The sequence below is a fragment of the Haloarchaeobius litoreus genome (assembly GCF_024495425.1).
GTDB classification, from domain to species: Archaea; Halobacteriota; Halobacteria; order Halobacteriales; family Natrialbaceae; genus Haloarchaeobius; species Haloarchaeobius litoreus.
The window spans coordinates 24,071-43,109 of the sequence record NZ_JANHJR010000003.1 but is presented as its reverse complement, the minus strand read 5'-3'; the positions used below and the strand labels follow the sequence as shown (position 1 = coordinate 43,109).

Annotated in this window: 15 protein-coding genes; 8 read left to right on the top strand and 7 right to left on the bottom strand. The window is 68.1% G+C overall.

Annotation, left to right across the window (positions count from 1 at the left end; all coding sequences use genetic code 11):
* Positions 1-152 precede the first annotated feature (152 nt).
* From NOW55_RS12570 to NOW55_RS12555, 4 genes are all read left to right on the top strand, one after another.
* Entirely contained in the window at positions 153-1,115 is a 963-nt protein-coding gene (locus tag NOW55_RS12570) for a transcription initiation factor IIB (RefSeq protein ID WP_256400456.1), read from the top strand.
* A gap of 120 nt (positions 1,116-1,235) precedes the next feature.
* The gene (locus NOW55_RS12565; protein ID WP_256400455.1) at positions 1,236-1,913 is read left to right on the top strand and encodes a type I 3-dehydroquinate dehydratase; all 678 of its coding nucleotides are present in this window, start codon (positions 1,236-1,238) and stop codon (positions 1,911-1,913) included.
* A 241-nt stretch (positions 1,914-2,154) separates the two neighbouring features.
* Complete coding sequence (locus NOW55_RS12560) at positions 2,155-2,535, top strand: zinc ribbon domain-containing protein (RefSeq protein WP_256400454.1); 381 nt, start codon at positions 2,155-2,157, stop codon at positions 2,533-2,535.
* Between the two features lie 221 nt (positions 2,536-2,756).
* Positions 2,757-4,253 (top strand): DUF7289 family protein, encoded by a 1,497-nt coding sequence (locus NOW55_RS12555; RefSeq protein WP_256400453.1) that lies wholly within the window; start codon positions 2,757-2,759, stop codon positions 4,251-4,253.
* Between the two features lies 1 nt (position 4,254).
* On the opposite strand, the gene NOW55_RS12550 is transcribed toward NOW55_RS12555, so the two are convergent.
* The 4 genes from NOW55_RS12550 to NOW55_RS12535 form a co-directional block, all read right to left on the bottom strand.
* Positions 4,255-4,599 (bottom strand): DUF7347 domain-containing protein, encoded by a 345-nt coding sequence (locus tag NOW55_RS12550; RefSeq protein WP_256400452.1) that lies wholly within the window; start codon positions 4,597-4,599, stop codon positions 4,255-4,257.
* The gene (locus NOW55_RS12545; RefSeq protein ID WP_256400451.1) at positions 4,592-5,308 is read right to left on the bottom strand and encodes a hypothetical protein; all 717 of its coding nucleotides are present in this window, start codon (positions 5,306-5,308) and stop codon (positions 4,592-4,594) included. The genes NOW55_RS12550 and NOW55_RS12545 overlap by 8 nt, the downstream gene beginning before the upstream one ends.
* Before the next feature lie 186 nt (positions 5,309-5,494).
* On the bottom strand, positions 5,495-6,676 hold the full coding sequence (locus NOW55_RS12540; RefSeq protein WP_256400450.1) for a 3-dehydroquinate synthase II: 1,182 nt from the start codon (positions 6,674-6,676) through the stop codon (positions 5,495-5,497).
* Between the two features lie 249 nt (positions 6,677-6,925).
* Entirely contained in the window at positions 6,926-8,242 is a 1,317-nt protein-coding gene (locus tag NOW55_RS12535; RefSeq protein ID WP_256400449.1) for a phosphoribosylamine--glycine ligase, read from the bottom strand.
* A 183-nt stretch (positions 8,243-8,425) separates the two neighbouring features.
* Here NOW55_RS12535 and NOW55_RS12530 point away from each other — a divergent pair, with 183 nt between their 5' ends.
* Positions 8,426-9,694, top strand: a complete 1,269-nt coding sequence (locus tag NOW55_RS12530; protein WP_256400448.1) for a carboxypeptidase regulatory-like domain-containing protein — start codon at positions 8,426-8,428, stop codon at positions 9,692-9,694.
* A 32-nt stretch (positions 9,695-9,726) separates the two neighbouring features.
* On the opposite strand, the gene NOW55_RS12525 is transcribed toward NOW55_RS12530, so the two are convergent.
* The gene (locus NOW55_RS12525; RefSeq protein WP_256400447.1) at positions 9,727-10,245 is read right to left on the bottom strand and encodes a gamma carbonic anhydrase family protein; all 519 of its coding nucleotides are present in this window, start codon (positions 10,243-10,245) and stop codon (positions 9,727-9,729) included.
* 150 nt (positions 10,246-10,395) lie between these two features.
* Between NOW55_RS12525 and NOW55_RS12520 the strand changes: the two genes are divergently transcribed.
* The 3 genes from NOW55_RS12520 to NOW55_RS12510 are packed head-to-tail and all read left to right on the top strand — an operon-like array spanning position 10,396 to position 16,209.
* Positions 10,396-12,471 carry a type II/IV secretion system ATPase subunit gene (locus NOW55_RS12520; RefSeq protein WP_256400446.1) on the top strand — a complete coding sequence of 692 codons (2,076 nt, stop codon included), beginning with the start codon at positions 10,396-10,398 and terminating at the stop codon, positions 12,469-12,471.
* Positions 12,468-14,525: a type II secretion system F family protein gene (locus NOW55_RS12515; protein WP_256400445.1), complete on the top strand. Its 2,058-nt coding sequence runs from the start codon at positions 12,468-12,470 to the stop codon at positions 14,523-14,525. Before NOW55_RS12520 ends, NOW55_RS12515 begins: the two co-directional genes overlap by 4 nt.
* Before the next feature lie 16 nt (positions 14,526-14,541).
* Complete coding sequence (locus NOW55_RS12510) at positions 14,542-16,209, top strand: Ig-like domain-containing protein (protein WP_256400444.1); 1,668 nt, start codon at positions 14,542-14,544, stop codon at positions 16,207-16,209.
* 254 nt (positions 16,210-16,463) lie between these two features.
* Here NOW55_RS12510 and NOW55_RS12505 read toward each other — a convergent pair whose 3' ends face one another.
* A complete protein-coding gene (locus NOW55_RS12505) occupies positions 16,464-17,501 on the bottom strand; it encodes an NAD(P)/FAD-dependent oxidoreductase (protein WP_256400443.1) in 1,038 nt (345 codons plus the stop codon).
* Positions 17,502-17,713: 212 nt separating this feature from the next.
* Positions 17,714-18,910 carry a redox-regulated ATPase YchF gene (locus NOW55_RS12500; protein WP_256400442.1) on the bottom strand — a complete coding sequence of 399 codons (1,197 nt, stop codon included), beginning with the start codon at positions 18,908-18,910 and terminating at the stop codon, positions 17,714-17,716.
* Positions 18,911-19,039 lie beyond the last annotated feature (129 nt).

The following is a 19,039-nucleotide window of genomic DNA, read 5'->3' as shown; positions in this document are numbered from 1 at the left end:
TCTACGAACCGCCGTTCTGGACCACGAATCGCGGGGATGCGAAAAGAGTTCCAAAACCTTTATATTTGGGCACTGCGACTCGTGTCTACAGTACCAGCGCTTCCGGTTTCTCCAGGCTGAAACCCTGGCCGGTAGCCCCCGCCTTCGCACCCATGACGAACGCACGAACCCGAACACGACCACGGAACGAGGAACAGACGGACGAACAGACCAAGGACAGCGGCCTCAACTGCCCCGAATGCGGCGGCCACGTCGTCAGTGAGGGCTCTGAGACAGTCTGTGGCGACTGCGGTCTCGTCGTCGAGGAGGACCAGGTCGACCGCGGCCCCGAGTGGCGCGCGTTCGACGCCCAGGAGAAGAACGAGAAGTCCCGCGTCGGCGCGCCGACGACGAACACGATGCACGACAAGGGGCTCTCGACGAACATCGACTGGCGGAACAAGGACGCCTACGGCAACTCGCTGGGCTCGCGCCAGCGCGAGAAGATGCAGCGCCTGCGCAAGTGGAACGAGCGCTTCCGCACCCGCGACAGCAAGGAGCGCAACCTGAAGCAGGCCCTCGGCGAGATCGACCGGATGGCCTCCGCAGTGGGCCTCCCGGACAACGTCCGCGAGACCGCCTCCGTCATCTACCGCCGCGCGCTCAACGAGGACCTCCTGCCGGGGCGCTCCATCGAGGGCGTCGCGACGAGCTCCGTCTACGCCGCCGCGCGCCAGGCCGGCGTCCCGCGCAGCCTCGACGAGATCAGCGACGTCTCCCGCGTCGAGAAGAACGAGGTCGCCCGCACGTACCGCTACGTCGTCCGCGAGCTCGGTCTGGAGGTCATGCCGGCCGACCCCGAGAGCTACGTCCCGCGCTTCGCGAGCGGCCTCGAACTCTCCGACGAGGCCGAGCACCGCGCCCGCGCGCTGCTCCAGAACGCCAAGGAGAAGGGCGTCCACTCGGGCAAGTCGCCGGTCGGCCTCGCGGCCGCCGCCGTCTACGCCGCCTCCCTCCTCACGAACGAGAAGACGACGCAGGCCGCGGTCAGCGACGTCGCCGACATCTCCGAGGTCACCATCCGGAACCGCTACCACGAGCTGCTCGAAGCCGAGGACAACCTCGGCCTCGTCTGAGCGGCAGGCACCGCCGACACCGTATCGCCGCAGGACCCGACTTTCGTTCTCCGCCCCACCGGCCCCGGTAGCGCTGCCGCCATCGCGCACGTTTTTGCCGGTCCGCGCAGTAGCCCGTCCATGGACTTCGACTCGTTCGTCCTCTGTGCGAGCACGGCGGACCTCGCCGCCGAGCCGTCGGCCCGCGAGCACGCCGACGCCGTCGAGTTCCGGATGGATCTCGCGAGCGACCCGCTCGCCGCGCTCGACGGCTACGACGGCGAGCTGCCGGTGTTGGCGACGAACCGGGCCCGCTGGGAGGGTGGCGAGGCCGACGACGACACCGAGCGGCTGGACGCGCTGGCGACGGCCGTGACGATGGACGCGGTCGAGGCGGTCGACGTCGAACTGGCGTCGCTGCAGGACGGCAACGGCCAGCGGGTCGTCGAGCGGGCCCGTGAGGCGGGCGCGAGCGTCGTCGTCTCGACGCACGACTTCGAGGGCGCGGGCGACGCGGAGACGATGGCGACGGCGCTCGACGCCGGGCTCGAACACGGCGACGTGGCGAAGCTCGCGGTCACGGCGACCGGCCGGAAGGACGTGCTCTCGCTGCTCGCACTCACCGACGAGTACGACCGCGCGGACGACGCCGTGGCGACCATCGCGATGGGCGAGGCCGGGCGACACTCCCGGGTCGTCGCGCCGCTGTACGGCTCCCGCATCGGCTACGCGCCGCTCGACCCCGCCGACGCGACCGCCCCGGGGCAGTACGACGTCGCGACGACGGCGCGGCTCGTCGACGAGCTGTCCCCCCGGTGACGGTCGACGCTGGCCAGGCGTTCACCACCGGCGCGCGGCTGGCGAGCGAACCGGCTGGGGAGGCCCGAGGTGCTGTACGGTCGGGTGGGCGGTGCCGGCCGTTCGCATCGCCCATCGCTCGTGTTCGAGAGCGGTCTGATGGTGGGCCGGTCGAGTCGGTCGCGGGACCGCCGACCGAACACGCCCCGAACGACGCTCCAAGACCCGAACCGTATTCAGGGGCGCCGACGCACGTCAGGGTATGGGACGGATCCGGCGGCTCGTCGCGGTGCTGCTCTCCCTCCTGTTCCCGGGGCTCGGGCACGTCTACGTCCGTCGGTTCCAGCGTGGGCTCGGGTTCGCGGTGACGGCGGTGGGCGTCGTCCTCCTGCTCGGGCCGCCGCTCCCGACCAGCGGGCCGGTCGTCGAGTCGGCGCTCGCTGCCTGGGAGGCGGCGTCGTTCGAGGCCAACGTCGCGCTGAGCGCCGTCGAGTTCGCGGCGATGCTCGACGTGTACCTGCTGGAGCGCCCGACGGCCGACGCCGACGCCGACACCGTGGCGAGCTGTCCGAACTGCGGACGCGAGCTGGACGAGACGCTCTCGTTCTGCCCCTGGTGCGCCCACGAACTGCGGGCCGAGTAGTCCAGAAATCACGACAGTATGCTGACACCGTTTCGTGACGAGAGAACGTCACTGCGCCTACCGGGGATTATGCGGGATTGAAGAGCGTTCTCACGCCTTGTAGCCGGTAGTATCGTTCGGTTACCGAGACAGTTCTGCGGCTTAAAACATCGCTATAGTGTTGGAAGAGAAAGACTAACTTGATGTCGTGGTGTGAGTATCTTGTGGCTAGAGACAGGCACATGGATAGCACTACCTCGGAGACCCAGGACAGGGGGGTCTCGGAGCTGTTGGGGCTCGTCTTGCTGTTCGGAATGGTCGCGGTGGGGATCGCGACGATACTGCTGGCCGGTTCGGTGGCCGTCGACAGTATCCAGGAGGAGGCATCGGTGAGTTCGGCACAGATGGGCATGCACGAACTCGACTCGCGGGTCGGCGACACGGCCGGCGGTCCGGTCGGTATCGACCTCGGGAGTCGCGACGGCGTGTACCGGGTGGTCAGGAACGGTTCGGTCACCTTCACGGTCAACGACCGGGCGACCTGCTCGACGACGGAGCCGCTCGGGAGCGTCCAGTACCACGACCGGCGGGGCAACAGACTCGCCTACGAGGCCGGTGGCATCTGGCGGCTCGACAGCGACGGCGGCATCTCGATGGTGTCCCCGCCGCAGATCGACCACGAGGACGGCACGCTGACGATGGACCTGACGAACATCTCGGGCGAGTTCGACGGCGGTGCGGCGGTGATGCGGTCCGACGAGACGGACGACGACGAGATCGTCAGGGAGCTGTACCAGGGCGGCACCGGCTGCTTCCCGCCCCAGAACATCACTATCACGGTGGAGAGCCAGTTCTACGAGGCGTGGGGGCGGTACTTCGAGAGCACCCTGAACGAGTCGACGACCGTCGTCGACGACGACGCCACCACCGCGACCGTCGAACTCCCCATCGACTCGACGTTCTCGGTGAACGCCTCGGACGACTCCGTCACCTCGAGCACGCAGTTCAACGCGACCGTGGAGCTCCTCGGAACCGAGCTGTCGGGGATCAGTGGTGACAACGTGATCTACGGCCCGACGACGTTCCGCGTCGTCGCCGGGAGCAACGAGTACACGCCCTGGCCAGACGGCGACCCGAACGACGGAATCGCCGCAGCGGCCGCCGAGGACGACGTGAACGACCCGACGGAGGGCGAGCACCAGAGCCACCAGCTGACGGACGTCGCACCCGGCACGCCCATCACGGTCCGGGCGACGTCGTGGCAGTGCGGCTCGTGGGAGGATACCAATCAGGACATCACGGTCGGGGGCGACTCCTACGACCAGTGGCGCTGCACCTACGTCGACAGCCAGCGCATCTCGCTCAACTCCTCCGGGGAGAGCTCGAACCTCGTCGTGCTCCAGGACGGCGAACAGGTGCCCAACTTCGGCGCGGCCGGGCCGGAACAGCGCGGTCTCGGCGAGATCCTCGATTCGCGCATCGACGGCACGGGGACCCTCCAGCTCGCGTCCAACGAGTTCGTCTTCCTCTACGAACTCTCCGAGGAGAACGCCGACCCGGACGACGCCGACGGCTCCGGCGATCCGGACTACAACGACGCGGTCGTGCTCGTGACCATCGAGCAGTCGTGGAACGGCATCGGTGACTTCTCCATCAGCATCGAGAAGGACCAGATCATCGTCGAGGAGGACGACGAGGAGAACAGTCGCACCGTACCGGGGCTCGTTCCCACGGCCTGAGCTACGACACCGCGGCGGCGTCGAGCACCGTCGCACCGACGACGAGTCCGAGTTCGGTGAGCTCGTAGCCCGCCGCCGTCTTCTCGACGAGACTGCCGCGCAGACGGCCCAGGTGGTAGTTGAACTGCCCGGAGTCGCGTGTTCCCACGCGCGTCCGGAGCTCGGAGAACGAGAGGCTGCCGTCGGTGGTCTCGTCGGCGTTGGCGACCGACAGCTCGCGGACGATACCGAGGCGTGTGTCGTTGCTGAGCAGCTCGAAGACGCCGCTGAGGTCGAGATCCGAGAGGTCGTCGTCGTCCGCCTCGACGGCCATCACGGTGGCCAGTCCCGGGGTCGCTTCACTCATCGTCGAGGACGACCTCGTCGATCTCGACGTCGGTGACCGTCGGCTGGCCCCCGTCGTCTTTCCCCCACGAGAGCACGGGGTAGACGCGGTAGGTCTCTGCGTCGCTGCCGTCCTCGAAGCGGAGCGTCGCGGGCTCGCCGCGTGCCAGCGACGTGTTCAGCTGCTGGCGGGCCGACCGGTCGAACTGGTTCGCCCCCCGGACGCCCTTGCCCTGGCGGACCGCGACCACGTCGACCTCGAGACCGGCCCGGCTCGTGCGCTGGTTCACCCGCAGCGGGACGGTGTGCTCGGGGTCGTCGAGTCCGCTGAACGTCAGCGTGGCGTCCTCCGCCTCGGCGAGCGCCCCCATCTCGCGTTCGAGCTCCTCGTTGGCCTCCTGCATACCCTGCATCGACGCGCGCAGCGAGTTCGTCACCTGGTCCTTGACCTGTCGGCGGAACTCGTCGACCACGTCGCCGAGGGGCTCGTCCTCCCGACCGGAGGCTGATGGATGCTGCGGGCCGGGCGAGTGGTCCGGCCTCGGCGAGTGGCCCGACGACCAGCCGCCCTCGTTCCAGAACGGCTCGGGGTCCGGCTCCGGCGGCGTCTCCGGGGGCCGGAGCCCACGGTGTAGCACCTCCTCCCAGGAGAGGTCCAGCTCCTGCTTGCGCCGCTTCATCCGCTCGAACACCTCGTCGTCGTCGACCGTGATCCGCACTTCTCGTGCCATGATGTGAGTTCTAGCTGAAGCAGATAATAAATCTTTTGCTAGAAACTCACATAGAACTCACATCGAAGTGGGTTTTGGGGTGTAAATATATGAAATCCAACAGGTGGCTGGCCACGGCGCTGCCGCTGGGCACGTGGTACTGGAGCGGATGGAGCAACGACGGGGAGACGCGACCGCGTCAGCCGGCTACTTCTCGACGATGCTCTCGTCGATGGCCTCGCCGAAGTGCCGCGCGGTGTCCTCGTAGTAGACGAGCAGCTCGTCGCCCTCCTCGACGTCGGTGATGGCCTTCCGGCCGTCGCGCGTCTGGACCTTGATGGTCTCGGCGTTCTGCAGCAGCGTCTCGAACCGGTCGCCGTCGCGCTCGAGCTCGACCCGGAACATCGGGCGTTTCTCGATCTTCGCGCGGCCGACGATGGCCTCGCGCGTGTGTCCCTCGGTGTCGACGACCTGCACCTCGTCGCCGGAGCCGACCTCGCTCAGGTACTTCGTCCCGCCGCCGGGCGTGCGGACGTACGCGTGGACCGCGCCCGCGTTCACGCGGAACGGCCGCGACGCGACGTACGGCGACTCCGCAGTCTCGGCGTGGACGAACACCAGCCCGCGGCTCATCGAGCCGACGAGCATCCCCTCGTCGTGGTCGAGCAGCGAACCGGTATCGACGCAGACCCGGTCCGCGCTCCCGGTCTGTTCGACGGTCCGGACCGTCGCCCACGAGAGGTCCAGCGTCTCGCGTTCGGATTCGTCGCGCACCTCGACGGTGCGCCGGATCTCGTCGGGGTCGTCGCTGTCGAGCAGCACCGCGTCCGCGCCGAGCTCCAGCGTCTCGAACGCCGTCCGGGCGTCCTCGGAATCGGAGACGCCCGCGACCAGGCTCGTCTCCGCGCCGATACGCGCGATGAGGTTCTCCAGCGGGATGATGGTCCAGTCCTCCCCGACGACGATGGTGTAGTCGGCCGTCTCCGCCGCCGCCTCGGCGAACCGTTCGTACTCCTGTCCCAGAATACGGACGTAGGCTCCGTCGGCGTTCCCCCGCCGCAGCGTCGAGAGGTCCGCAGAGCCAGCGAGGTCCGCCGGGAACTCGACCGTGCCGTCGCCCTCGCCCTCCTTCCCGACGACGTACGCGTCGGGCTCGACGGGTTCGTCCGCCGCGTCGTCCTCGCCCTCGGCGTCGTCGATGACGTCCACGTCGCCGCCGCTCCGGAACGCCGCGACGTTCACCGCGCCGAGCTCGCGGACGCGCTCGACGTCCCAGTCGTCGACGAGCACCCAGTCCACGCCGGCCTCCAGGCCGGCCGTGATGCGGCGCTTTCGCGCCTCCCAGTCGCCGACGGCGTCGTCGGCCTTCAGCCAGACTTCGCGTGTCATAATCCAACGGTCGAAGGGCTGTGGCTTGAACGTGGCGTTCGTGACGAGTACGGCAGGTGGTGGTGAGATTGGTAGCAGACTGCGGAGACGGTCCCGGTAGCGTCGACAACAGCCAGAAAGCCCGGCGAGCGACGCTCCCACGGCTCCCTTTCGCCGCTCGCGCAGTCTCGTCAGCGCGCGCCGTCCGGCTGGTCGACTGTCGATGCGGGCCAGAAGTTTACACTGATCGTAAACCTTCTCGGGTTCGCGTTACGACTGCGGCCCGAGATAGCCCCACGCCTGCAGGCGGTCGCCCTCGCCGTCGATCCAGCGCTCGCCGATGTCGTCGCGGTAGTACATGTTGGGCATGACGATGTCGTCGATACGGCCGTAGCACTGCTCGCGGGCCTCCTGCATCGTCTCGCCCTTCCCGGTGACGACGATTGGCATGCCGTTGTCGCCGGCGGCACGCCACTGGCCGTCGACGTTCTTGGCGTCCTCGAGGTGGACGCCGGCGCGGCTCTCGGTCTGGAAGACGACGGCCGCGTTTCTGGAGTTCTCCTCGTAGGTCTTCTCGTCGTCGAACGGGAACGGCGGGAGGACGACGCGGACGGCGATCTGGTAGCCGCGGTGGACGTCAAGGTCGGGGTCGTTGCCGTGGGCGAGGTCGTAGAAGAACTGGCCGGTGTTGGACTCGAAGGACTCCTCCTGGAGCGCGATGGTCGGGTAACCGAACCGCGGGGTGAACTCCAGCGGGTAGATTCCGGTCTCGTTGACGATGCAGTTGATGTCGATGCTGCCGACGTAGCCCTCGTCGGCGAGCCAGCCCTCGAGCCTGCCCAGCGTCTCCTCGAACAGTCGGTTGCGCCCGGCCCAGAACATCGAGGTGCCCATCTCGCCCGTCGAGGGACCGATGTTACCCGGGAACAGCTTCTTGTGCTCGAAGTTGAAGTTCACCTGGTCGACGAACGAGTTACCGTCGAAGAAACCACAGACGGCGACCTCGACGCCCTCGACCTTCCGCTGGAGCTGGAACCCCTTCATCCGGTGGCCCCAGGCCTTCTTGTACGCCCGGAGCACGTCGACGACGTCGCTGCCGTCGTCCTCGTTGCCGACGTACAGCAGGCGCTTGACGTTCTGGACCTCGCCGAGGGGTTTGATGACGTACGGGGCGGGATGCTCCTGGACGTGCTGGATGCCGGCGTCGAAGTCGTGGAACACGTGATGCTCGATGGTGTTCACGCCGTGCTCCTCGAGGACGTCCATCGCGTAGCCACGGTCCTCCTCGAGTCGGTCCGTGTTCGGTGTGCCGCCGACGACCGCGGTGCCCTGCTCGCGGAGCTCCTGGGCGAGCGCGCCGGTGCCGACGTCGTCGCCGACCCAGATGTCGTCGAAGACGACGACGTCGGCCCACGCCACCTCGGCCTCCCAGTCGTCGGTCTTCGGGACGAAGCCGTCGCCGATCTCGTGGTCGCCCGCGGCGTCGATGTAGTACTTCACGTCGTGTCCCTCGCGGTGGACCTGCCAGGCGAGGTCGGTGATCAGTGCGGCGTCGGCGGAGACGAACAGGAACTGTCTGGAGTCCATGGCTGTGTTGGTGTCGGAGCGCACGTCGAGGCGTCCACAGGCAACGACGACCGCCACGGTGAAAAAACGGGTCCGTGTTTGCACTCCGGCACGGTCGGCGCGGCGGTTTCGAGAAGTCGACAGGAATTACAGGCCTCGATACCGGAGAAATTTAAGTGAGTACGGGTTCCACTCTGGGTCAGCATGCGACTGATAGTGGCACTCGTCGGTCTCGCGTTGCTCGTCTCCCCCATGACGGTGGCAGCCGCACCGGCGGCGACACCGGCGAGTACGACCGACGCCGACGTAACACTCCGTGTGACCGTGGTGAACGCGCAGGGCGACCCCCTGGGCAACGCCGAGGTGACGGTATCGTACGATGGGCAGGAACAGACGAGAGAGACGGTGTCGAACGGCGAGGCACTGTTCGACGTCCCCGAGGGCGTGAGCATCGAGATAACGCCGAGCCACCCGATGCTCGTGAAGAACAATCCGGTGACGATCCAGAACGTCGAGGGCAACACCGACGTGACGGTGACCATGTATCCGGCCGCGACCGGGCAGATATCCGTCGTCGACGGCAGCGGCAACGCCGTCGCCGACGCGGACGTCCAGCTCCGGAAGGAGGGTCGGACGGTGCTCGCCGCGACCGGCACGACCGGGAGCGACGGGACGTACACGACGCCGGAGCTCGAACGGGGCAACTACACCATCGAGGTCACGAAGCCGGGCTACTACGAGGAACAGACCAGGGTGACGCTCTCGGGTGACACCGACGTCCCCGTCGAGGTCGAGCAGGGCAGCGTCACGGTCGACTTCAGCGTCGTGGACTCCCACTTCGACCCCGCCGAGCCCATCCAGGCGAACATCGAGATCGAGGACGCGGGCGGGACCATCGGCACGTTCCAGACCGACAGCGGCGGGAGCCGTAGCGTCAGCCTCGACGTGAACACGCGCTACAGCGTGACCGTCGACAGGGAGGGCTACGAGTCCGTCACCAGGTCCTTCCGGATCGGCGAGAACGACCGGAGTCAGACGTTCGAGATCCAGCGGACGCCCCGGCTGACGGTCGAGCCGATGAACACGCAGGTCGTGGTCGGTCAGACCGTCCGCGTCGACGTCACCGACGAGTACGGCGAGCCGGCCGTCGGTGCGGAGATCCAGATCGACGGCGAGACGGTCGGGACGACCGACGAGTCCGGACAGGCGACCGTGACGGTCGAGCAGGCCGGCGAGGTCGGACTCACCGCGGTCAACGGCTCGGTCGAGTCGTCCGCCGTCGTCATCGAGGCGTTCGAGCCGCGGACCGACGCGCCGACCGCGACCGCGACCGCGACGCCGACGGCGGCCGCGACCTCGCAGGCACCGACGACCACCGGGGGCGCAGGCGACGGTGGGACGCCCGGCTTCGGCGTTGCCGTCGCACTCGTTGCGCTCGTCATCGCCGCGCTGTTGGCACGTATCCGGGACTGAGCGAGCGCCGGGCGACTCGCTTCCGACTCCGACTACTCGAACAGCTCTTCGTGACGCGCCGCGAGGTCGGTGTAGGCACCCGACGAGTAGTCGGTCGCTATCTCCTCCGGGTCGACGCTCGTCTCCGACAGTGGCACGACCGTCGCGGGGACGCCGCGCGCGAACGACTCCGCGGGAACCGCGAAGCCGTCGGGGAGGACGGTGCCGGCCGCGACCACGCTTCGCTCGCCGACCGTCGCGCCCGAGTTCAGCGTCGCGTTGATTCCCACCAGCGAGCCGGCCTCGACGATGGCGTCGTTCAGCACCGCGCCGTGGCCGACCATGACACGTTCACCGACCTCGCTGCCGTGGAACACGGCGGTGTCACCGACGTGTGACGCCTCGCCCACGCGGACGGTGCGGACGTCACCACGGAGGACGACGCCCGGCCAGACGCTCGCATCGGGCTCGACGTGGACGTCGCCGACGAGCGTCGCATCGCGGGCGACGAACGCGTCTTCGTGAACGGTCGGCGTCGTCGACTCGAACGCGTAGTTCCGACGGTCTACCATGTCGTTTGGTATCGCGACACAGTACCAAAACGGTTGGTGTCGGGGTCGCTCCCGTTTCCCGATTCTGTCGATTTCCGGGAGTAAGTGGCACTCAAACGTGTTTTAGCGGTAACCTTTACGTCCTCATACAGCGTATACTGGTCGGTTAGTATGGGGGACGACAACGTAACTGAGCAGTCCGACGACTACTCGACCGACTCCGAGGAGACGGTCGAAGTCGCGGACGAGGGTACCGACACCGCCATCTGGGGAGATGGAACGGAGACCACCGCCGAGCCGGCGGGAGACGCCGACGAGGCCGGAGCTGCCGATGTGGATGGCGACAGCGCCATCGATGCTGCCGACGCCACAGTGGCCGAGGCTGCCGACGAGGGGGACGCGGAGCGCTCCCTCTCCAACATCTTCGACGAGCCGGACGACGAGCTCGTGGTCCGACCCGACGGGGCCGACGACGAGACCGCCGACTGGGAGATACTCGACGAGCGACTCATCGAGGACCTCGTGGTCCGACCCGACGACGACGAGGCGAGCGCGGGGGACGACGACGAGCTGACCGAGCTGGTGCTCTGGGTCGAGGCGCAGGAGCCACCCGAACCCGAGGACATCCGCGAGACCGTCCTGTCCGAGGTGAAGGCCCACTTCGACGCGGCCGCCCTCGACACCGAGTTCGCCGCCCGCCCGACCGACGAGTTCATCGACACGCACTGGTTCGACTTCACGTATCTGGACGAGCGCGTCCAGGTCGAGCGCTACTGGGTGAACAAGCCCTACGCGTACATCTCGGTGCTGTTCCACCCGGAGACCAAGGAGTTCAGCTACGAGGTCACGGAGGCCGTCCTCGACGGCTTCGAGCGGTACGTCCGCGAGGACCTCACGCGCATCCTGCGCAACAGCCTCATGTACCACGACATCGGTGACGACGTCGACCGAGAGGCCGTCTTCGAGTCGAAGGCCAAGGAGATCATCGCGGAGCACGCGGCGACGGTGGACGACGGCTCCATCTACAAGCTGCTGTACTACCTGCTGCGGGACTTCCTCGACTACGGGAAGATCGACCCGCTGATGCGCGACGGCAACCTCGAGGACATCTCGTGTGACGGCGTCGACGTCCCGGTGTTCGTCTACCACGGCGGCTACCGCGACCTGCGGACGAACGTCGTCTTCGATCAGGACCGCCTGAACTCCTTCACCGTCCGGCTCGCCCAGCGCGCGGGCAAGCACATCTCCGTGTCGAACCCGCTGGTCGACGCGAGCCTGCCGGACGGGTCGCGTATCCAGCTCACGCTGGGCAGCGACATCGCCACCCGCGGTGCGAACTTCACCATCCGCAAGTTCGCCGACGTGCCGTACACGCCGGTCGACCTCATCAAGTGGAACACGTTCGACGTCGACCAGATGGCGTACTTCTGGCTCGTCATCGAGAACAACCGCTCGCTCGTGTTCGCGGGCGGGACCGGCTCCGGGAAGACGACCAGCATGAACGCGGTCGGCTTCTTCATCCCGCCGAACGCGAAGGTCGTCAGCATCGAGGACACCCGGGAGATCACCCTCCCGCACGACAACTGGATCCAGTCCGTCTCGCGCCCGCCTGTCACCGACGGTGGCCGCGGCGAGGTGTCGATGTACCAGCTGCTCCAGGCGAGCCTGCGCCAGCGCCCCGAGTACCTGCTCGTCGGCGAGATCCGCACCGAGCAGCGCGTCGCGCTGACGTTCTTCAACGCCATCGCGACCGGCCACACGTCCTACACGACCATCCACGCCGACTCCGTCGACGGCGCGCTCGCCCGCCTGCAGAACGCGCCGCTGTCGGTGCCCGTACAGATGATACAGGACCTCGACGTCATCGCCATCCAGAAGCAGATCTTCGACGACGATACCCGCGTCCGGCGCAACAGCGTCGTCGCCGAGATCCGCCCGTCGGACGACCTCTCGCAGGTCGAGGCGAACGACGTGTTCCGCTGGGACCCGTCGGACGACGAGTACGACAGCGTCGGTGACTCCGAGCTACTCGCGGAGATTGCCGAGGAGCGCGGCTGGACCGCCGACGAGCTCGCCGACGAGCTCGCGGTCCGTGCCGAGACGCTCCAGTACCTCGTCGACGAGGACATCACCGACTACGACACGGTCACCGAGACCATCCACCGGTTCGACCGCGACCGCGACAGCGTACTCGCACAGGTGCGCGCCGCCGAGCTGTCCGCACCCGTCGAAGCGGAGGCGCGATGAGCACCCAGGGCGGCGTCCAGACACCCCTCAGCGAGGCCCAGACGCCGCTCCCCGAGTACGAGGTCAGCCAGTACTTCCCGCGCTCGCGGGAGATGACGGCCGAGGAGATGGGCGCGCTCCGCGAGCAGTACGGCTCCATCCGCGCGTACTTCAAGGCCCACCCGGGCCAGTACCGCGACACCCAGCGCTGGCTCAACCAGGCCCGCATCGGCACCACGTACGACGTGTACCTCACGCGGAGCGTCCACCTCGCCCTCCTCGCGGGCGGCGCGGGGGCGCTCCTCGGTGGCGTCGTCGCGTGGCTGCTGGCCGACGCCGGCGTCCTCGCGACGCTCGACTCGCCGCTCTCAGTCGGTGGGAGCCTCGGGACGTTCCTCGCGGCCAACCGGGTGCTGTTCGCGGGGCTCCTGCTCACGCTCGTCGTGGGTGGCACGACCGCCGGCAGCACGTGGCTGTTCCGCTACTACTACCCGCAGAACGTCGTCGCGAACCGCGAACGGGCGATCAACGTGATGCTGCCCCACGCGCTCACCTACATGTACGCGCTGAGCCACGGCGGAATGAACCTCATCTCCGTCTTCGATTCGCTCGCCGAGTCCGAGGACACCTACGGCGAGGTCGCCGCGGAGTTCGACATGGTCGTCCGCGACATGCAGCTGTTCGGCAACGACATGCTCACCGCGCTGCGCAACGCGCGCAACCTCACGCCGAGCGACGAGCTCGAGCAGTTCCTCGACGACCTCATCGGACTCCTCGACTCCGGCGGTGACGTCACCGCCTTCCTCGAGGACCAGGCCGACAACTACACGGAGGCCGCCAAGGAGGAACAGGAGAGCTTCCTCGAGACGCTCTCGGTCCTCTCCGAGGTGTTCATCGTCGCGTTCGTGGCAGCACCGCTGTTCCTCGTCGTGACGCTGATGGTCATCAGCTTCCTCGGCGGCTCGACGCTCATGCAGATGGCCGCGCTCATCTACCTCGGGCTCCCGCTCGGGATGCTCGGCTTCCTGCTGCTCATCGACCTGCTCTCGGCCCCGTACGTCCAACCCGACGATGTCCATCTGGAGGAACAGCGCGAGCGCACCATCGACACCACCACGGTCGAGGACGACGAGCGCTTCCGCACCTACCAGCGGGGCAAGCGCAACGAGCAACTCGTCGCGTTCGCCCGCGACCCGCTCGCCGCACTCCGGCGGAGCCCGCCGTTGACGCTCGTGTTCACGGCACCGGCCGCCGTCGCGTTCGTCGGCGGGATGGTGCTCCGCGGTACGGTGACGCCGTCAGTGGCCGCGCTGCTGAGCGACCCGGTCACGGTGACGACGCTGCTGTTCGTCCTGCCGGCGCTCATCGTCGCGGCCCCGCTGTCGTACTACCACGAACGCAAGCGCCGTCGCGAGAACCTGCTCGCCGCGCGCTTCCCGGACACGCTGAACGTCCTCTCCAGCGCGAACCACATGGGCATCCCGCTCGTGGACGCCCTGGACATGGTCGCACGCTGGTCCAAGGGGAGCCTCGCCGACGAGATCCGCGTCGTGCGCAACGACGTGCGCTGGAACCACGACCTCACCGACGCGCTGCTGGGGCTGGGCAACCGCCTGCAGGTGCCCCACATCAGCCGCACCATCAAGCTGGTCGCCGAGGGCGGCCGGTCGTCCGGTGACATGTCCCGCATCCTCGCCATCGCGGCCGAGGACACCAGGGCGCGCCACCGCATCGAACGGGCCCGCGAACGGGCGATGTCCTCGTATCTGGCCATCGTCATGATCGGCTTCCTGGTGTACCTGCTCGTCATCGTGCTCATCGACGCGAGCTTCCTCGGCGCAATCGCCGAGGCGACCGCGACGGCACCCGAGGACACGCCCACCGGAGCCGGCGTCGTCGGCTTCACGAACGTCCCGCTGGACACGTACCGTGCGCTGTTCTTCCACTCGGTCGTCGTCATGGCGGCCGGGGCGGGGCTGCTCGCCGGCAAGCTCGCGTCGAACGACACGCTGTCCGGACTGAAGTACAGCATCGGCCTGACGTTGGTCGCACTCGCGACCTTCGTCCTGGTCTGAATCAGGGGGGAAATCAATGAACCACAGACACAACACCAACACACTCAGGGGGAACGACCGTGGCGTCTCGCCGGTCCTCGGAGGCATCCTCGTCTTCGGGCTGGTGCTCGCCCTGCTCGTGCTCGCGCAGGTCAGCCTCGTACCGGCGCTGAACCAACAGACCGAGTTCGAACACAACCAGCGGCTCGTCGACGACGCGACCGAGTTCCAGGGGAGCGCGTACCGCGTCGCCACCAGCGGCGGCACCGAGTCCGTCGAGGTCGGCACCGGCGTGCGCTACCGCCCGATGGCGTTCCTCGTGACGCCAGCGGCGGGGAACGGGCGCGTCTACACGGAGGAGGGAACGGTCTCGGTGAGCGGCGCAGTCGCGGCCGACCCCGAGGCCGCCGACTACTGGGACGGCGGCGTCTGGTCCGAGTCCACCCGGACCATCGTGTTCGACCCGGCCTACCGGGAGTACACGACCGCTCCGCGGACCCGCTACGAGGGCACCGTCGTCGTCAACGACTTCGACGGGACCACCCTGCTCGTCGACGAGGGCCGGCTCGTCGATGGGCAGCGCGTCACGCTGCTGACGGTCGACGGCGACCTCTCCGAGGAGAGCAGCCGCTCCGTCGTCCTCTCGCTCCGCGCGGTGAGCACGTCGACCCAGACGGTCGAGCTCCGGAACGAGACGGACCCAATCCGCCTCACCGTGCCGAGCTCGCTCTCGCCCGACCAGTGGAAGGAGGACGTGCTCGCCGACCAGCTCGACGAGTCCGGGCTACCGGACGGCGACCCGAGTGACGACCGCCACGTCCTCGACGTGATCGCCGGGCCGACACCCGGCACCGTCACCGTCCTGCTCGAACCGGGTGTGACCTACGAGTTCACGATGGCCCGGCTGGGCGTCGGCAACGGCTACGACACCTCGCCCGACCCGGCCTACGTCACCGTCTTCGACCGGGGCAACGCGACGCTGCGCCCCGGCGAGCTGACGACGGTCACGTTCGAGGTCCGCGACGCGTTCAACAACCCCGTCGCCGGCGTCCCCGTCTCGACGACCGCGAGTGGCTCGGCACTCGAACTGGACGAGGACAGCACGGTCACGACCGGCTCGGACGGCCGCGCGACGTTCCTCTACCGGGCGAACCGTGACGGACAGACGACCGTGAGCGCCGGCTTCGGCTCCGACACTGCGGCGACCGCCTCGGCCACCATCGAGGTCGTCGACCCCGACGCGGGCGGCGACCCCGACGACAGCGTCGGCGGCGTCATCAACCCCGACACGCAGTCCGGGAGCTTCGCGCTTCGGGATGCGACGCGTCTCGGCAGCGGCCACACGGTCGAGATGACGTTCGACAACGACGGCGTCGACCGGACGCTCACCCACGTCCGCGTGAACCTCTACATGCAGGGTCGCCCCGGGAACAACAACCCGCGGCCCGTGACCGCGACGCTGCTCGACGAGGCCGGCTCGACGACCTACACCGACCTCGACGTCGGCGGACAGTTCGTCAACCTGCCCACGTCCGTCCAGCCGACCTTCGTCGCGGATTCGTCCGTGACGCTGCGGATGGCGTTCTTCACCGACGCAGCCCGTACGACGAACTACTCGGGAGCGAACTCGGACGACTTCTTCGTCCTCGCGCTCACGTTCGACGACGGCTCGACGATGGTGTACTTCGTCCCCTCGTACACCTGAACCGGCCGCGAGGAGGGGTCATCGTTCCCCACGTCGACTCGAACCCTGATTCGACCCTCGATTCTCTCGTGACGGTTAATGTCCCCGCGAGCGACGCTGTAGACGTGCTTGGGCGGCGGACGACGATGCAGTCGGTGTCATCCGCGGGTGGGGCCGCGATGGCAGAGGCGAGAGACGCAGCACGACTCCTGTCATAGTCCGGCGGGTCGCGAGACGCGACCCACCACTGTTCCTGTCGGCCACGAGCGACGGCGCTACTCCTGCGCCGCGATGCGACCGCCGACGGCTCGTCCGTTCTCGAAGGCGACGTGAACGCGGCCCTCGCCGGCGACCCAGTCGCCAGCGACGTAGAGGCCGGCGTCTTCGGCACAGCGGGCGTCGTCGTCGTCGATACTGGAATCCGGTAGCGCGTAGCGCCAGCCCTGGTCGTCGACCCAGTCCGGCTCCGTGAGACGGTCGTCGTCGAGGAGGTCGGCGACCAGCCCGGCCACGGCGTCGGCAGCGGAGTCCAGCGGCTCGTCGTAGTGGTCGACCGACCAGTCCGGGGCCATCTGGACGACGAGCAGGCTCTCGCCGTCGGGGACGTGGCCGGGCTTGCACTCCTCGCGCGAGAGCCAGCCGACGGGGTGCTCGCGGTCGGGGTTCACGAGCGCGTACCACGGCCGGTCGAGCTCGAACGGGTAGTGCAGCAGCACCGTTCGGATGGTCCGGAACACGACTGCGTCGACGGCGGCGTGGAGCCGGTCCAGCCGCTCGTCCGCCCAGTCCGTCGCGGCGAGCAGGTCGGCGGTCTGCGGTGCCGGCGGCGTCAGCACCACAGCGTCGAACGGGCCGAAGACATCGCCGTCGGTGTCGGTCAGGGACCACTCACCGTCCCCATCGCCGGTGATGGACTCGATCCTGGTTTCGGTGTGGACGGCTGCACCGGAGCGTGCCCGGACCCGCTTCGCGAACTGGGTGATCCCCTCGGTGTACGTCCACTTCGGCCCCTCGTCGCCACGCCCCTCGGCGATGGCTCCATCGGCGTCGTGGGTCCACACCGGTCGCTCGATGTCGACGAGGCCGTCGCTCCCGAGTTCGTCGAGGAACTCGTCCACCCAGGCGTCCGCGCCGGGTTTGATGTAGTTCGCACCGTGGTCGTACCGGCAGCCGTGCTTCCGCCGGGTCGCGGCACGGCCGGAGATGCCGCTGGCCTTGTCGAACAGCGTCATCTGGACCGGCGTGTCGCGGCAGGCGTCAGCCACGCCGACACCGGCGACGCCGGCCCCGACGACAGCGATGTGTCTGGTCATCGCCCGACACTGGGGACCACGCCCCCATAGTCCCCGCGCCGGACTCGTTGGGCGACGGCGGCTCGGCCGGTGGACTCGTGGATGGCGAACAGGCGACGCGCTGGCGGGTTCGGTTTGTCACGCGACGGTGCGTCGCACACCGGCCTCGGCCGTCGCGTGCAGGTGGTCAGAACACGCCACGTCTGGCCGCGGCTTCGTTCAAAAAGGCTGGGTCAGTTCGTCGTGACGAGCTCGACGACCTCGCGGTGGTCGAGTTCGGTGTCGCCGCCCATCTGCCGCTTGGTGCGGCAGTTGAGTCCGTGGAGCAGGCCGTCGCCGATGTCGGAGTGGAGGTGGTACGCGAAGTCGCTGGTCGTCGAGCCGCCGGGGAGGAGGAAGCAGTCGCGCATCACGCGGCCCTGCTCGTCGCCCATGGCCTCCGCACCGCCGGGGAAGACGGCGATGACGCCGAGCTCGTCGAACAGCGCGGTCTCGATGGCCTGCTGCACGCCCGTGCCGCCGAACTCGGTGACGAACTCGCGGATCTGTTCGAGGCCCTGCTCCTGTTCGTCGGAGATGTCGGCGACGATTTCGAACTCCTCGTCGCCGGCGTGGTAGTCGACGACGCCCTGGTCGGCCGCGTTCTTCAGCGCCTTCTCGGCGTGGGCGCTGACCGGGACGAACTGGAGGTGGTCGTAGTCGGGGTCCTCGGTTATCTCGTCCCAGTTCGCCTGCGCGGCGGGCGTGTCCATCTTGTTCGCGGCGACGACCATCGGCTTCGTGCGCTTGCGGATCTCGCGGGCGAGGGCCTCGCGGTCCTCGGCCTCCCACGTGTCGGGGTCGAGTTCGAGGTCGAGCGCGAGGATGATCTGCTTTATCTCGTCCTTGTTCGTGCCGAAGGCGGACATCTGGTCGGCGAGCTCGATCTCGATGGAGTGGTCCTCCTTCGCCTGATACCGGTTCTCGAACTTCTCGATGCCCGTCTCGAGGATGCCGACGTACCACTGGTCGAGCTCGTTCTCGAGGAAGTCGATGTCGTCGCGAGGGTCGTGGTCCTCCGTGGGCTCGCCTTCGAGGTCCGTCTCGCCGGAGAAGTCGACGACGTGGACGAGCACGTCCGTCTCGTTCAGGTCGGTGAGGAACTGGTTGCCCAGCCCGCGGCCCTCGTGTGCGCCGGGAACGAGTCCGGCCACGTCGACGAGTTTGGTGGGGACGTAGCGTGTCCCGTCGCGGCAGTAGCCCGTGTCCGGGGTGCAGGACTCGTCGAACTCCGGGGCCGCACAGTCCACGCGGACGTACGCTTCACCGATGGAGGGGTCGATGGTCGTGAACGGGTACGCGCCCTCCGGCACGTCGTTCATCGTCGCCGCGTTGAAGAACGTCGACTTGCCCACGGAGGGCTTGCCGACCAGACCGACGTTGTAGCTCATTGACCCATCGAAGGCCACCGGGCAGTATAAGGCTTGAAATCCGCGTCTACGTTGGTTGTGAGTGTCTTGCACGGGGAGTTCCGGATGGGCTCGTCGTCGGCTAGTGCCACGGCCGGGAGCGGTCAGAAC